Origin of the sequence: Rahnella sp. PAMC25617 (assembly GCF_050606005.1) — a bacterium.
GTDB lineage: Bacteria > Pseudomonadota > Gammaproteobacteria > Enterobacterales > Enterobacteriaceae > Rahnella > Rahnella variigena.
This window is the reverse complement of the sequence record NZ_JBOCUM010000006.1, coordinates 133,972-149,955: the sequence shown is the minus strand read 5'-3', so window position 1 is coordinate 149,955 and position 15,984 is coordinate 133,972. Positions and strand designations below refer to the sequence as shown.

Annotated in this window: 14 protein-coding genes; 6 read left to right on the top strand and 8 right to left on the bottom strand. The window is 53.4% G+C overall.

The window, feature by feature from the left end; all coding sequences use genetic code 11:
• Positions 1-81 precede the first annotated feature (81 nt).
• Together ACM615_RS06660 and ACM615_RS06655 are read left to right on the top strand one after the other, a co-directional pair.
• Complete coding sequence (locus tag ACM615_RS06660) at positions 82-1,518, top strand: PLP-dependent aminotransferase family protein (protein ID WP_431011677.1); 1,437 nt, start codon at positions 82-84, stop codon at positions 1,516-1,518.
• Positions 1,519-1,605: 87 nt separating this feature from the next.
• Positions 1,606-2,091, top strand: a complete 486-nt coding sequence (locus ACM615_RS06655; RefSeq protein ID WP_120161858.1) for an Hcp family type VI secretion system effector — start codon at positions 1,606-1,608, stop codon at positions 2,089-2,091.
• 29 nt (positions 2,092-2,120) lie between these two features.
• Here the strand turns inward: ACM615_RS06655 and ACM615_RS06650 are convergent, their stop codons facing one another.
• The 8 genes from ACM615_RS06650 to ACM615_RS06615 all read right to left on the bottom strand — a co-directional run bounded on the left by ACM615_RS06650 (position 2,121) and on the right by ACM615_RS06615 (position 10,049).
• The gene (locus ACM615_RS06650; protein WP_112288269.1) at positions 2,121-2,453 is read right to left on the bottom strand and encodes a DUF1493 family protein; all 333 of its coding nucleotides are present in this window, start codon (positions 2,451-2,453) and stop codon (positions 2,121-2,123) included.
• Between the two features lie 9 nt (positions 2,454-2,462).
• Positions 2,463-2,912, bottom strand: a complete 450-nt coding sequence (locus ACM615_RS06645; protein WP_112288268.1) for an STM2901 family protein — start codon at positions 2,910-2,912, stop codon at positions 2,463-2,465.
• 140 nt (positions 2,913-3,052) lie between these two features.
• Positions 3,053-3,661: an SIS domain-containing protein gene (locus tag ACM615_RS06640; protein WP_314720806.1), complete on the bottom strand. Its 609-nt coding sequence runs from the start codon at positions 3,659-3,661 to the stop codon at positions 3,053-3,055.
• Positions 3,658-5,298, bottom strand: coding sequence for an FGGY-family carbohydrate kinase (locus ACM615_RS06635; protein WP_120133457.1), 1,641 nt, complete (start codon positions 5,296-5,298; stop codon positions 3,658-3,660). Before ACM615_RS06635 ends, ACM615_RS06640 begins: the two co-directional genes overlap by 4 nt.
• 29 nt (positions 5,299-5,327) lie before the next feature.
• Positions 5,328-6,281, bottom strand: coding sequence for an ABC transporter permease (locus tag ACM615_RS06630; RefSeq protein WP_159281549.1), 954 nt, complete (start codon positions 6,279-6,281; stop codon positions 5,328-5,330).
• Between the two features lies 1 nt (position 6,282).
• Positions 6,283-7,272 (bottom strand): ABC transporter permease, encoded by a 990-nt coding sequence (locus ACM615_RS06625; RefSeq protein WP_159281550.1) that lies wholly within the window; start codon positions 7,270-7,272, stop codon positions 6,283-6,285.
• Positions 7,265-8,785 carry a sugar ABC transporter ATP-binding protein gene (locus tag ACM615_RS06620; protein WP_132963866.1) on the bottom strand — a complete coding sequence of 507 codons (1,521 nt, stop codon included), beginning with the start codon at positions 8,783-8,785 and terminating at the stop codon, positions 7,265-7,267. Before ACM615_RS06620 ends, ACM615_RS06625 begins: the two co-directional genes overlap by 8 nt.
• 277 nt (positions 8,786-9,062) lie before the next feature.
• The gene (locus ACM615_RS06615; RefSeq protein WP_112288262.1) at positions 9,063-10,049 is read right to left on the bottom strand and encodes an autoinducer 2 ABC transporter substrate-binding protein; all 987 of its coding nucleotides are present in this window, start codon (positions 10,047-10,049) and stop codon (positions 9,063-9,065) included.
• A 776-nt stretch (positions 10,050-10,825) separates the two neighbouring features.
• Between ACM615_RS06615 and ACM615_RS06610 the strand changes: the two genes are divergently transcribed.
• From ACM615_RS06610 to astB, 4 genes are read left to right on the top strand one after another with little or no spacing between them, the layout of a single operon-like run.
• Entirely contained in the window at positions 10,826-12,046 is a 1,221-nt protein-coding gene (locus ACM615_RS06610) for an aspartate aminotransferase family protein (protein WP_132963867.1), read from the top strand.
• A 28-nt stretch (positions 12,047-12,074) separates the two neighbouring features.
• Entirely contained in the window at positions 12,075-13,148 is a 1,074-nt protein-coding gene (gene astA / locus ACM615_RS06605) for an arginine N-succinyltransferase (protein ID WP_431011676.1), read from the top strand.
• Positions 13,145-14,623 (top strand): succinylglutamate-semialdehyde dehydrogenase, encoded by a 1,479-nt coding sequence (gene astD, locus ACM615_RS06600; protein ID WP_431011675.1) that lies wholly within the window; start codon positions 13,145-13,147, stop codon positions 14,621-14,623. Before astA ends, astD begins: the two co-directional genes overlap by 4 nt.
• A 10-nt stretch (positions 14,624-14,633) precedes the next feature.
• Positions 14,634-15,977 (top strand): N-succinylarginine dihydrolase, encoded by a 1,344-nt coding sequence (gene astB / locus ACM615_RS06595; protein WP_431011674.1) that lies wholly within the window; start codon positions 14,634-14,636, stop codon positions 15,975-15,977.
• Positions 15,978-15,984 lie beyond the last annotated feature (7 nt).

Here is a 15,984-nt window from a genome sequence, read left to right as displayed (position 1 = left end):
GTTTACTTCACAGATAAAAGCTAAAAACAGGCATAATAGTTATCATTTGATTAACACTTCCTATAACAGTGCAGATGAATTATGGCCGAATCCCGTTATGAAACGCTGGCGCGTACCTTACGCCGACAAATAGATACGCAGGTCTGGCTGCCCGGCGACCGTCTGCCTTCGTTGCGCGATACCTGTAAACAGTCGGGCCTGAGCCTGATGACGGTATTGCAGGCTTATCAGCTGCTGGAAAGTCAGGGTGTAATTGTTTCCCGCCCGCAATCCGGTTATTACGTGGCGGCAGGCACACAGCGCCCGGTACGTCATTCGCCGGATGAACGCCTGCACGCCGCCGAGCAGGTGGACGTCAACGACGCTATTTTCGATATTCTCAAAGCCGGGCAAGATCCCGCCGTGGTGCCGCTGGGTTCCGCGTTTCCTGATCCGACGCTTTTTCCGCAGCCACGGCTGGCGCGTTCGCTGGCCAGCGCCGTCCGCCGGATGTCGCCACACAGCGCGATTGCTAATCTGCCGCCAGGTAATGAAGAGCTGCGCCGCAGTATTGCGCAGCGTTACGCACAAAACGGGATTGAAGTGGCTCCTGATGAAATTGTGATTACCTCTGGGGCAATGGAATCGCTCGGATTAAGTTTGCAGGTGGTGACAGAACCGGGTGACTGGGTCGCCATCGAATCGCCCGCTTTTTATGGCGTATTGCAGGCCATTGAGCGCCGCAAATTAAAAGCCGTCGCTATTCCGACGGATGTGCGTTACGGCATGGATCCCGATGCACTGGAGAAGGCGCTGGAGATCTACCCGGTAAAAGCCTGCTGGCTGATGTCGAGTTTTCAGAACCCGCTCGGATGCAGCCTGCCACCAGAAAATAAGGCACGGCTGGTGGGAATTCTGCAGGCGCATAAGGTGGCGCTGATTGAGGATGACGTATACAGCGAACTCTATTTCGGCAGTGAACGGACGGTGCCGCTTAAAGCGTCAGATTACCGCAGTGAAATTCTGCACTGTTCGTCTTTTTCAAAATGTCTGGCGCCGGGATTTCGTGTCGGCTGGGTGGCAGCGGGGGCTTATGCCGAACGTATCCAGCGTCTGCAACTGATGAGTACATTATCGGCCAGCGTGCCGGTTCAGCTGGCGTTAGCGGATTATTTGCAGGGCGCGCAGCAGGGCGGCTACGACACGCATTTACGACGTTTACGGCGCCAGCTCGAACAGCGGCAAATGGCGATGCGCCACGCCATTATCCGGGAATTCCCGCCGCAGGTTTCAGTCTCGCAACCTGCGGGAGGCTATTTCCTGTGGCTGGATTTGGGCGATAACGTGGATGCGGCACGGGTCTATCAGCGCGCGCTGGCAAAAGGCGTCAGCGTCGCGCCCGGCACCATGTTCTCGGCCGATGAACGATTCCGCCACTGTTTGCGTCTGAATACCTCATTCGAATGGGGGCCGCACACCGCACGCGCTGTCTCAATTCTGGCGGCGCTGGTGGCGGAAGAAATCGAAAAGGGGAGTTAACCTTCCGGGGAGTAGCGGGTTCGCTAATTGTCTGATGCCAGGTAAAGGAATATTGTAATCCCTCACTCTAATAAGGGGTTTATAACCATGGCAATACCCGTTTACTTATGGCTCAAGGATGACGGAGGTGCAGACATTAAAGGTTCTGTGGATGTACGTGATCGCGAAGGAAGTATTGAAGTCGTTTCATTTAATCACGGGCTTCATATTCCGACAGATAACAATACCGGAAAAATAACCGGCACGAGGATCCATGCACCGCTGACATTTGAAAAAGAGTTCGATAGTTCGTCCCCATACTTTTATAAAGCTGTAGCTCAAGGCCAGACTTTAAAATCGGCAGAATATAAGTGGTATCGGATAAACGATGCTGGACAAGAAGTGGAATATTTCAATATGTTGCTGGAGAACGTGAAAGTCGTCGCTATAAGTCCGGTGATGTATAATGTTAAAACTTGTGAGAAAACCAATCATATGGAAAATATTGAACTGCGATATGAAAGGATTACATGGAAATATTGTGACGGAAACGTACAGTTCACCGATGCATGGAATGAACGTGTAACAGCCTGAAGATGAGAGGGGATTATCCCCTCTTTTCACTAATCATAAAGCCATCGTCCCGCCTCAGCAGAGTTAATGAACATCTGAACTGTTAAATCTGGCTTCTTTATCCATTTATCTTTTTTTCTGAGAATCCAGTCCAAAATGCCGATTTCTAAATAGGGAAAATAGGCATTCCAATCAAGAGTGCTCATATCAATACTGAATTCATCGCCAAATCGCTCAATTATTTCAACCAGATAGTAAGGTTCATCTTCGAAATCCTGTAGTGCTGAGTCGATCTCGATAGGAATTCTTTTAGAACTGAACAGAACCTTTTGGTCCGGTATTTCTCGCTTAAAAAAAGCCACCACCCTCTCCTCAATACTCATAATATCACCTTAAAATATCCGGTCTTGGGGATGGGCAATGATGTTGTATTTATTAACAGATTTACAGGCAATACTTGAGACATCGTAAGCAATCAGGATTGCTCCCAGCACTGGAATTGTGCGGCCAACAAAGGTTGATAATTTTTTAACCATCACAATTTTCATCTTAGGTGGGAAGTAACCTATTATCGTAGGTAACTTTATGGGCATCATTTTTCCACGAAGATATTTTCTGATAGTTTTCGAAGCCCTTGATGTCCCCGGAGTGGCATCGGAGGGTTTACCTGGCACATCGATATTATTTTTTCCTGAATATAGGAGTGAAACACCCACTACATCATTTACACCGAAATGATCAAGTGTTTCATCAACCATAATCCAGAAAAATAGTTCGCAGGCAGTAAGATTGGAGGTTCCATCGTAGAAATAAGTTCCATTTAGTTCTTCAACCGTATCCATCGTAAAAAACTCCCTTTATGAATGAGGAGTTACGTTATGCCTTTGAACTATAATAAACAATTATCGATGGTTATTTAACGAGATTTTCAGAAAGTTATTATGGATAAATATTCATTAGCGGAATCCCTATTATCACGATTTCAAACATCCTTCTCCCGCAACGTCTTGCCGACATTTCCGCCCGGATGGACTTTCAGCAAACGCTGCTGGTCGAAACCGTTGCGCAGCATAATGTTGCCGCACAACGCATCGAACACCGCCAAAACCAGCACGATAGACGTCGTGGCCAGCATATTGAGGGGGTCGATTTCGCGCTGAATGTGCGTTTTCACCACCAGCGTGGCGGCGCGGGCAATCGCCGAATCCAGATTCTCTGTCACGCTGATGATTGCCACGCCTTTAGCTTTCAGTGTCGGCAGCAGGCGCGTCAGCTCTTCAGAGTTGCCGCCGCGGGAAATCAAAATCATCAGGTCATTGCTGCGCATAAAACCTAAGTCGCCGTGAGCCGCATCGGTGGCACTTAAATACACCGCAGGCTGTTCGACGCACGCCAGCATATGCGCGATTTTCCGCGCTGCAATGCCCGATGTGCCCACGCCGGTGACGGCAATCTTGCCCTTACAGCCGGTCACCAGCGTCAGCAACTGCTGCCAGACATCCGCATCGAGATTGTGCTGCAATGCCAGCAGTTCCTGGCTGTAGGTCTGCCAGCCCTGACATGCCAGCGAGAATTCTTCCTGTGCATTCATTCAGTTTCCCCCTGCATCAGGCGGCGGTATTTCATGCTGTCGTGGTACATCTCATGGAATACGCGATATTTACGGTCGTAATACTCTTTGATTTTATTGGTTTGCGGCGTAACGGTTTTGCCGATACGGCTCATGGCGGCCATCGCTTCCGGCAAAGAATCGTATGCGCCTGCCGCGACGGTGCCCATCATGGCGCTGCCAAGCAACATCGCTTCGCTTTCTTCCGGCAATAACATCGCGCAGCCGGTGGCGTTGGAATGTTCCTGCACAAATACCGGGTTTTTGGTGCCGCCGCCGCTGGCCATCATGGTATCAATGCGGTAACCGCTCTGGTTCATGGTCTCGATAATGTGACGGGTGCCGAGCGCCAGTGCCTGAATGGTCGCCAGATAATGCAGGGCCATGTCTTCCGGTGTGCGCGACAGTTTCAGGCCGGTCAGCGTACCGGTCAGCGTAGGATTGGCACGCGGCGAGCGGTTGCCGTGGAAATACGGCAGCATATGAATGTCTTTGGTCAGGAAGGCGATATTCTCCGGTTCACCGGCCATTTTTCGCAGAATGCCGTTGAGCACTTCGTAAATGGTTTTGCCGCTGTCTTTGCCCTGTTTCAGCAAATCCTGATAACAGGGATGCGACTGGATCACGTGGTCTATCAGCGCGCCTGTGGTAGATTGCCCGCCTTCATTCAGCCAGTAGTCCGGCAGAATGGCTGAGTAATAAGGCCCCCAGATGCCGCCGATATAACGTGCGCTGCGCGACATCGCCATATGCGCCGTAGACGTGCCGCCAATCAGCGCGATGCGGTTGTCGAAATCCGCTGATTCACCGGAGGCGCCGCTGGCACCGAGAATACCGAGGCTGCCGGCGTGGGCATCAATAATCGAAACGCTGACTGCCGTGCCAGCCATCAGCCCCATTTCGGCGGCGGCGCGCTGGGTCAGACCGTGTCCGAGCGGTTCACCCATGGTTTTCACTTCACTGCCAATTTTCGCCGCGTTGTTTTCCAGCAAATCTTCCAGCCCGATCTGGCGGAAATAGCTTGGATCCCAGCGGTCTTCATGGCCGATATAGGTCCATTTGCAGACGGTGGAACACAGCGAGCGGGTGGTGTCCTGCGTGGCGCGCCAGGTCAGGAAATCAGGCAGATCAAACAGGTGACCAACGTTGTTCCAGGTAGTTGGCATGTGTTGTTTCAGCCACAGCAATTTCGGTGTCTGCATTTCCGGTGAAATAATCCCGCCGACGAATTCCAGCACGCGGTGACCGGTGGCATTGATACGCTCGGCCTGAGTGATGGCGCGGTGATCCATCCACACAATAATGTTCTGCTCGCTGCGCCCGGACGGACTGACGGTCAGCGGTTTGCCTTCTTTATCCAGCACCACCAGCGAACAGGTGGCGTCGAACCCGATACCTTTCACCTGAATCGGGTTGATGTCTGCCTGATTCACCGCGTCTTTCACGGCGTTGCAAACGGACTGCCAGATTTCATCGGAAGACTGTTCGACGAAATCGGCTTTCGGGCGGTACAACGTGATTTCACGGCTGGCCTGGCCGACCATGCGGCCGGTCATGTCGAAGACGCCCGCGCGGGCGCTGCCGGTTCCTACGTCAACTCCAATAAAATAACTCGCCATGTTCTTTCCCTTCGGTAAAAAGCTTTCGCTTAAGATTTTCTGTTTTGCAGAGCGATAAACAGGATCAGGACGCCGCCCCAAAGCGCCATTGTCAGGTAACTGCTGACGCCCATCAGGTTCAGGCCGCTTTCCAGCATTTGCAGGACGATCAGTGCCAGTACCAGCCCGATGACCCGACCGAAACCGCCGTCGGGGTTAATCCCGCCGAGCACCGAGGCCAGAATGGTCACCAGTAAATACGAATCGCCGTAGCCTGCTTTCGCCGAGTTAAATTTAGACATCATCAGCAGTGCCGCGCCCCAGCCCAGCAGGGCGGAAAGCACGTAAACCGCGATAGTCACTTTGTGGGTGTTGACGCCGCTGAACCTTGTGGCCTGTTCATTGGACCCCATCAGATACAGGCTGCGGCCGAGCGTGGTGTGTTCCAGCAAAACCCATAACAGCAGCGCCACCAGCAGGAATAACAGCAGGGCGACCGGAATGCCCAGCAGACTGCCGTTACTGAGATACTGAATCGCCGCCGGGAAGCCGGAAATCACCGCGCCGTTGGTCAGCAGAATGTTCAGTCCGGCAATCAGCGTCATGGTGCCGAGCGTTGCCAGAATCGGCGAGACACCGATGTACGCAATCAGCGCGCCGTTTAGCACGCCAGTCACCACCGCCACAGCGAGACCGGCAAGCATCGCCAGCACGAAATATTGTGGCTGATCCGGATGCGCTACCAGAATCGCCGCCATTGCCAGCGAACAGGCGTTAGCTCCGGCAATCACTGAAAGGTTGATGCCGCCGGTGAGCATGGTGATGCCCATGCCCAGCGCCAGCATGCCCAGAATCGGCAACTGCGAGGAAATCGACTGGAAATTGCCGATGCTGTAAAAACTGCCGCCCAGCGTGAAAGAGAACAACACGGCCACGGCAACGATGATCAGCAACTGCAAACGGATGATGCGGTCGCCGGGGAAGAATCGGTTTAAGGTTGTCATGTCACATCCCCTTTGCCAGTTTGCGTTTTTCATTCCACGCGGTGCTGCTGATGCTGACCAGAATGATCACGCCGCTGAAAACCTGATGCCAGTAAGAAGAAATACTCAGCAGGGTCAGACCGTTTTGCAGGAAGGCCAGCAGCATCACACCGAGAATGGTGCCGGTAAGCGAGCCGCGACCGCCGGTCATGCTGGTGCCGCCTAACACCACCGCTGCCAGCACCGTCAGCTCATAACCGAGCAGGGAATTCGGTGCGACAGACTGAGTGATTTGCGCCTGAACCACGGCAGCGATACCCGCCAGTAATCCCATAAATCCGTAGACGTAAAAATGCAGCCGCAGGATGTTCAGACCAAGGCGCGACGCGGCGTCACGGTTGCTGCCCATGGCGTAAATCTGACGCCCCACGCGGGTGCGGTTCATCAGCACGCCGGTGGCGATGATGACGCCCAGCAGGCTGAGTAACGGCAATGTCAGGCCATAGTCATAACCGTCAGCAGCGGTAAAGGAGAACCAGTTAATGCCGTTCATAAACCAGTCGGGGAAGCCGTACAGCCAGGTGCCGTTGGTCAGATACACCAGCAACCCGTAGAACAGGTTCAGCGTGGCGATGGTAATAATGATGGCCGGAACGCGCAGCCAGTACACCAGGAAACCGTTGACCAGCCCGAGCAGCAAACCGGTGCCCATCGACATGGCAAACGCCAGCGGGAAACTGCCGCCGTGGTGGATGATGTAGCTTGCCATCACGTACTGACCGATGGAGGTCACCGCCGGGAAGGAGATGTCGATACCACCGGCGATCAGCACCACAAACAGGCCGCAGGCCAGAATACCGAGAATGGCGTAACTGGTGGCGACGTCGGTCAGGTTGCCGAGCGTCATAAATTCATTGGTGCTGATGCTCAGGCCGATGACCAAAAGCAGTACCAGTAATCCCAGCCAGAATTCGTGCTGAGAAAACAGTTTCGAGAGAGATTTGTTATCCATTGATCGCCTCCGCAATCTGCGCTTCGCTGCTCTGGTGCGGCGCGAATTCCGCCACCAGCTGGCCTTTGCGCATCACCAGCACGCGGTGACTGTTGTAATAAGCTTCCGGAATTTCATCGCAAATCATCAACACTGCCATGCCGGACTCCGCCAGATCTCGGGCGATGCGGTAAATCCCTTCTTTGTTGGCAATATCCACGCCGACGGTTGGAGAATCGAGGATCAGGATATGTGGCTGCGTCGCGACCCATTTGGCGATGGCGATACGTTGCGCATTACCGCCGGAAAGCGTCTTCACGGGTAAGCCGCTGTCAGAAACTTTAATGTTCAGGTCACGGATCAGGTCTTTCACCACGGACGCCGCTTTGCGGTGATCCATCAGCCCGGTGCCGGTGTGCAGCTTGTCGAAAATCGACACCAGCGTGTTGTCGTAAATGGATTGCTCCATGATCAGCCCCTGCGTCAGACGGTCTTCTGACACATAAGCGATACCGTGGCGGATGGCGTCGCGGTTGCTGTGAAATTTAACCGCATTGCCGTTAACGCGGATTTCACCGCTGTCCGGCTGGCTCATACCAAACAGGCTCAGACATAGCTCGGTGCGCCCCGAACCGAGCAGGCCGATAATTGACGTAATTTCGCCCTGGCGCAGTGACAGCGAAATATCCTGATACTGGCCTTTGCGGCTCAGATGGCTGACTTCCAGCAGCGGCGTCACGTCGGCGGGCGCGCGGTGAGGCAGATGACTGTAGGTAAAACGTTGTCCGGTCATCAGGAATGCCAGCTCATTGCTGTCGAGTTCACTGGCCGGATAGGTGCCGACCAGTTTGCCGTCGCGCATCACGCTGATGCGGTCGGCGACTTCCATCACCTCATCGAGGCGGTGGCTGACAAAAACCACGCAGATGCCCGCAGCTTTCAGCTCATTCACCACCCGCAGCAGGCCGTTTACTTCGGTGCGGGTCAGCGATGCGGTCGGTTCATCCATGATAACCAGGCTGGCGTCAGCGGCGATTGCGCGGCATATTGCCACTAACTGACGGTCGGCGATCGAGAGTTTTTCGACTTTACGGTCCGGATCGAGAGAAACTCCGACCCGTTGCATCGCTGCGACAGCTTTTTTGCGCATTGCCTCGCGATGTACCCAAAAATCACCGCCTGGTAAATAACGGTGAATGGCAATATTTTCGGCCACCGATAAATTCGGGAATAAAGACAAGTCCTGATAAATAACCTGAATACCGTAATAAGATGAAAGTTGCGGCGTCAGGGTATGAAAGAGTTTTCCGTCGAGCGTAATCGCCGCGCCTTTTTCCGGCTGATACACGCCGGAAATCACTTTAATGATGGTGCTTTTCCCGCAACCATTCTGACCGGCAAGACAATGTACTTCGCCTTTATTTAGCGTCAGGCTGACATTATCCAGCGCTAATACACCGGGGAATTTCTTACTGATTTTTTCGAGGCTGATAAAGGCCTCAGCAGGGGCAGGGGACGTGCTGAGAGTATTCATCGCAATCCTTACAACATACCCTTCCTACTTCGTGCTGTGGATGCGTTGGCTGCACTCGCTCACCCGAATCACTGACTTATGTAAGCTCATCGGGATTTACTCATTTGCCGCCTTCCCACAATCCGAATTATTTAGGGTATAAGTTTCAATGTCTGATTAGAAATTCAGATACGGCACAGCAAACATCGCCGTATCTGTTTCTATTTGCCTGGTGTGGCGCTGGAGATAAATGTATCTCCGGTAAATATCCAATAAATAAAAGAATTAAAAAGCTAAATCAGAAGCCGAGTGATTTCGCATTCTCTGGTGTCACTTCCAGAATTTTATTAAAACGAATCACGTGTTTATCCATATCCACATCGGCTTTGCCTAAACCTTCGATGCTCAGGTCTTTGGTCACTTCTTTACCCTGCAACAGCTGGTCGGCGACGGTGACTAAGGCGTAACCGGCATCTTTCGGATCCCACAGCAGCACTTTCTTCACATCACCGCGCATCAGGTATGGCGCAGCCTGTGCAGGCATAGCGATACCGACAACGGCGATTTTGTTTTTCGCTCGTTTCTGCTGAACGGCCTGACCGGCACCAATCGGGCCGAGGGAACCGAAACCGATAATCCCTTTCAGATCAGGATAGGTTTTCATTAAATCGAGCGTGGTGGAGTAAGACTTATCGATGTTTTCTGCAACCGGCAGACGTGAAGTCACTTCATGCATATCCGGGTATTTTTCTTTCTGATATTTAATCGCCGCATCTGCCCAGGCGTTATGCAATGGCACGGTCAGGGAACCGACATAAATGGCATAACCGCCTTTGCCGCCCATATCTTTCGCCAGCTCATCCATATTCGCTTGCGCATATTTCTGGCTGTCGATGGTTTCAATATCCCACTGACCAATCTGCTGATCGGGTGATTCATGCGTTAACACCACGATGCCCTGGTCGCGCGCTTTTTTCAGCACCGGCTCCAGTACCTTAGCGTCGTTCGGCACAACGATAATGGCGTCGACTTTTTTGGCAATCAGATCTTCAATCACTTTGACCTGCTGGGCAGGATCCGGCGTGGAAGCGCCCACCTGATAGGCGTTAACGTCGAGTTTTTGCGCGGCTTCTTTTACGCCGACTTCCATGCGGGTGAACCAGGGAATGCCGGTGACTTTGGCGACGACAGCGATGTCGTAAGGCTTGGCGGCGAATGACGGTGTTGTGAATAACATGCATGCTGAAACCACACATGCACTGACTAATGCGAGGTTAAATTTCATGTCGGTACCTTTCTTATGATGTTCTGTTCTTGTGTAGGGGAACGGGCAGTGGTCATTTATTCCACATTCAGAGATTAACTTAACGGGAAAGCGCTTTTCGCGTGGTCGTGAACGGAATGTGATCAAAGCCCTTAATTGTTAATATTTGTGATTTTAAATGTTAAATTAAGGTTAATTAAATCCGGCGATTATACCGGAGTCCGGTTGGGGGGCAGACGTTACCGATAACAATGAAACAAATTTAGATCAAATAATTAACATATAAGACATATTGGAAAATCTATACGCGGATTTTTCAGAAAGAAAGGCGGGGCACTGTTTTTTATTTGCGCAGAGTGTGAACAGTGTCACGGGGCACAGGTGCGCCAGAGCGGTGCGACATTGCACCTTCATCGGGCGCTGCACCTGAAACAGCCAGGAGCGATACGCGCCGGATCACAATCCTGCATAAAACATTGTGGCTGAAATGAAATTATTTCCCTGCATAGTCATTCTTCATCACCCGTTGCTGCAAAAGGGGATTTTTTCTTTTATTCATTTATTATGCAATTAAAGTGAATAACGGACGGTATTAAGTGGTTGTTTTTTCACGATGTCACTTTTTCTATTCACTTTTCCCTTTGCTGGCATGAAGACTGCACTCTATTATGTGACTGAGTGAGATTATTTATTAACTTTTAAATAACAAACCAATAACCAAGTTTCCTGCCGGTATGGGGGGCGGGCTCCTGCACCCTGAATTCAGCCAGTCACTGGCCTTACATTAAGAGGTTTATATGGAACACCAACAGCAGCCACAAAACGTCAGCCGCCAGAATTTTGATGACTGGATGGTGCCGGTATATGCCCCTGCGGCGTTTATTCCCGTGCGTGGTGAAGGATCCTGGCTGTGGGATCAGGCGGGCAAAGATTATGTCGATTTTGCGGGCGGCATTGCCGTGAATGCGCTGGGTCATGCGCACCCGGAAATCCGTAAAACGCTGCACGAACAGGCGGATAAAGTCTGGCATCTGGGTAACGGTTACACCAACGAACCGGTGCTGCGTCTGGCCAGGCAACTGATCGACGCTACCTTTGCTGACAAAGTCTTTTTCTGTAACTCCGGCGCGGAAGCTAACGAGGCGGCGCTCAAACTGGCCAGGCTGTACGGCAATAAAGCTGGTGGTGAAAAGAATGAAATCGTCGCTTTCAAAAATGCCTTCCATGGCCGCACGCTGTTTACCGTGACGACCGGCGGTCAGCCGAAATATTCCGAAGATTTTGCGCCATTACCGCAAGCGATTACCCATCTGCCGTTTAACGATCTGGCCGCTGTCGCCAGCCATATTTCTTCCCGCACTTGCGCAGTGATTGTTGAGCCTATTCAGGGCGAAGGCGGGGTGGTGCCGGCTGACGCTGAATTCCTGCAAGGACTGCGTGAGCTGTGTGACAGGCATCAGGCAGTGCTGATTTTCGATGAAGTGCAGACCGGCGTCGGGCGTACCGGCGAGTTGTATGCCTATCAGCATTACGGCGTGGTGCCGGACATTCTGACCAGTGCCAAGGCGCTGGGCGGTGGTTTCCCGATTGGCGCGATGCTGACCACTGACCGTTATGCCGCGCTATTCCAGCCGGGCACCCACGGCACTACTTATGGCGGTAATCCGCTGGCGACGGCGGTGGCGGGTAAGGTGTTTGAGCTGATTAACACGCCGGAAGTGTTAGCCGGAGTCACTAAACGACATGACTGGTTTATCGCCGGGCTTAAACGCATTAACGACCGATATCAGGTGTTCAGCGAAGTGCGCGGCCAGGGTTTGCTGATCGGCGCTGTGATGAGCGAGCGTTATAAAGATCAGGCCAAACAGCTGAATACGCTGGCGGCGGAAGAAGGGCTGATTGCGCTGATTGCCGGACCTAACGTGCTGCGCTTTGCGCCATCGCTGATTATTCCGGGTGCGGATATTGAAGAAGGGCTGAACCGCCTTGAGCGAGCTGTCGCGCGCCTGTGCGTGTGATTAATTGGGTAAAATGAGGTAGAGCATCATGATGTTGATTAGACCTGTGCGGCCCGGCGATCTCGCCGATATTCTGCAGTTATCAGGCAAAACCGGCATCGGTTTAACGTCTTTGCCCAAGGATGAAGCGCATTTACGCGGGCGGATTGAGCGATCGGTAGCGACCTGGGAAGGTCGTCTGGATAAAGGCGAGCAGGGCTATCTGTTCGTGCTCGAAGACACCGAAAAGCAAAAAGTAGTCGGCGTGAGTGCCATTGAAGTGGCGGTCGGATTGAGTGAGCCGTGGTACAACTTTCGCCTCGGTACACTGGTCCATGCCTCCAAAAGCTTGAACATTTACAAACCGGTGCCGACGTTGTTTCTCAGCAACGATCACACCGGTTATACCGAGCTTTGCACGCTGTTTCTTGATGCGGATTACCGCAACGGTAAAAACGGTCAGCTGCTGGCAAAAGTGCGTTTCCTGTTTCTCGCGGCGTTCCGCGAATACTTCTCGCGCAAGGTGATCGCTGAAATGCGCGGAGTCTCCGACGACAATGGGCATTCTCCATTCTGGGACAGCGTCGGGCGGCACTTCTTTGGTATGGAATTCGCCGAAGCCGATCGTCTGACCGGCATGGGGCAGAAATCCTTTATCGCCGAACTGATGCCGAAACATCCTTTATATACCGAACTGCTCAGTCATGAAGCCCGTGAAGTGATCGGCGAAGTGCATCCGCAAACTGCACCGGCGCGTGCTGTGCTTGAAGGCGAAGGGCTGCGCTACGAAGGTTATGTGGATATTTTCGATGCCGGTCCGACGCTCGAGGGCGAAATAGATCAGTTACGCGCGGTGAAAGAAAGCCGCCTGCTGCCGGTGCGGCTGGCGGAAGAACGCAGCGGTGACGATGAGCCGCTGTATCTGGTCGCTAATGAGCAGTATCAGAACTTCCGTGCCCTGCTGGTTCCGGGAGGTGACACCCCGGAAAACCTGTCACTTAACGCCGCCGAAGCCGAAATACTCGGCCTGCGCGAAGGCGATTCGTTGCGTGCCGTGGCACTTTTTCCCGGCAACTCCGTTACTCCCGCAACCCAAAATCTCAAAAAGGAAAGTCTCGCATGATGCAACCTGCACTTTTTATTCAGGGCCAGTGGCGCAGCGGACAAGGCGCGCAGCTCAACAAAACCAATCCGGCGGATAACACGTTGTTATGGTCTGCGCTGAGCGCCAATGCAGAAGATGTCGACGCCGCCTGTGCGGCAGCGCGCACGGCATTCCCGGCATGGGCGCGTAAAACCCTGGCCGAACGCGCGGAAGTGATTCAACGTTTCGCGGATTTACTGACTGAACACAAAACCCGGCTGGCAGAGATCATCAGCCAGGAAACCAGTAAACCACGCTGGGAAACGCTGACCGAAATTCAGGCAATGATTGGCAAAGTGGCGATTTCACTGGAAGCTAATCAGCACCGTACTGGCGAAAAACACACCGCTATGCCCGACGGCGAAGCGGTTCTGCGCCACCGGCCCCACGGCGTGCTGGCCGTTTTCGGCCCGTATAACTTCCCCGGCCATCTGCCGAACGGACATATTGTTTCTGCCTTGCTGGCGGGCAATACGCTGGTCTTCAAACCGAGTGAACTGACGCCGAAAACCGCCGAAGAAACCGTGAAGTTGTGGCAACAGGCAGGGCTGCCGGAAGGTGTGCTGAATCTGGTGCAGGGCGGTCGTTCCACCGGCGAAGCGCTGGCGGCCTGCGGCAATATCGACGGGTTGCTGTTTACCGGCAGTGCGGGCACTGGTTATCAGTTGCATCGACAACTGGCCGGGCAGCCTGAAAAAATTCTGGCGCTGGAAATGGGCGGTAACAATGCGCTGATTGTCGAGCCGGCAGAAGACATTGATGCGGCGGTTAACCTGACCATTCAGTCTGCCTTTATTTCTGCCGGACAGCGTTGTACCTGTGCGCGCCGCCTGCTGGTGAAAGAGGGCGCGGCGGGTGATGCGTTTATCGCCCGTTTGCTGGACGTGACCATGCAGTTGCGTGTGGGCGGCTGGAATGACGATCCGCAGCCATTTATGGGGGGCGTTATTTCTGACGCTGCGGCTCGCAATATGCTGAAAGCGCAGGACGAACTGCTGGCGCTGGGCGGAAAGCCCTTGCTGTTGCTGACTCGTCCGGATCCGCTCAATACCGTGCTGACGCCGGGGATCATCGATCTGACCGGCGTGGCGGGCATTCCTGATGAAGAATATTTTGGTCCGTTGCTGGGCATTTATCGCTACAGCGATTTCGATCATGCCATCGCCCTCGCCAATCAGACACGCTTCGGCCTGGCAACAGGACTGATCTCTGCTGAGCGGGATCAGTTTGAGCAGCTATTATTGGAAGCAAGGGCAGGCATTGTTAACTGGAACAAACCGCTGACCGGCGCATCTAGCAACGCGCCTTTCGGTGGCATCGGCGCTTCAGGCAACCACCGTCCAAGTGCTTATTATGCGGCGGATTATTGCGCCTGGCCGATGGCCTCGCTGGAAACAGACAAGCTGGAACTCCCTGCGACGTTGTCGCCTGGTATTGATTTCCGTACAACCTGAGGAGACAGGAATGTCTGGATGTGAAGCAAATTTCGACGGATTAGTCGGGCCAACGCACCATTATGCGGGGCTGTCGTTTGGCAACGAAGCCTCGACCAAAAATCAGAATGCAGTCGCCAATCCGCGTCTGGCGGCGAAACAGGGCCTGCTTAAAATGAAAGCTCTGGCTGACCTGGGTTTTGCGCAAGGGATTTTGCCTCCGCATGAGCGTCCGCATCTGAGCACATTGCGTAAAATGGGTTTTGGTGGCAGCGACCGTGAGGTGCTGACCAAAGCTCAGGCGTATTCGCCACGTTTGCTGTCATCGCTGAGTTCGGCGTCTGCCATGTGGGTCGCGAATGCGGCAACCGTTTCGCCTTCGGCGGACAGCGCCGACGGGCGCGTGCATTTCACCGTCGCGAACCTGAACAATAAATTCCATCGTGCAATCGAGGCTGAAACCACATCTGCGATTTTGCGTGCCACATTCCACGCGGATAAATATTTTGCCCATCACGACGCATTGCCTCAGGTGGCGGCGCTGGGAGACGAGGGCGCCGCCAATCACAACCGTTTATGCGGCGCATACGATAAACCCGGCGTGCAGGTGTTTGTTTATGGCCGTGACGGGCTGGTGAACGACGGGAATGAACCGCTACGTTATCCGGCACGTCAGACCCGTTTAGCCAGTGACGCCGTGGCGCGTTTACATCAGCTTGATGAAAAGCGAACGGTGTTTATCCAGCAAAATCCGCACGCCATCGACAGCGGCGTTTTTCATAACGACGTGATTTCTGTCAGCAACAGCAACGTGCTTTTCCATCATGAACAGGCGTTTGTGAATTCAGATAAAGCACTGGCCGAAATCCGCAAAAAAATGGCGGCGCTTGAGCTGGATTTTCAGCCGATTGAAGTGCCGCAGTCGAAAGTGTCGCTCGATGATGCGGTGGCGACCTATCTGTTTAACAGCCAGTTACTGAGCAAAACGGACGGGAAAATGATGCTGGTGGTGCCGGAAGAGTCTCGCCAGCACGCGGGTGTGTGGGCCTATTTGTCGGCGCTGAAAGACAGCGGCGGGCCCGTCGACCAGATTGAAGTGTTTGATCTGCGGGAAAGTATGCGTAACGGCGGTGGTCCGGCGTGTCTGCGCCTGCGGGTGGCGCTCAACCGCAACGAACTGAACGCCGTGAACGTGGCCTCGCTGATGAGCGACAGTCAGTTTACCCGGCTCAATACCTGGGTGGATACGCATTACCGTGACCGGATGCAGGCGAAAGATCTGGCCGATCCGCAGCTTCTGACCGAAGTGCGTACTGCGCTTGACGAACTGACCAATATTCTGGGGCTGGGTGCGATTTATCCGTTCCAGCGCTGAACCTCAA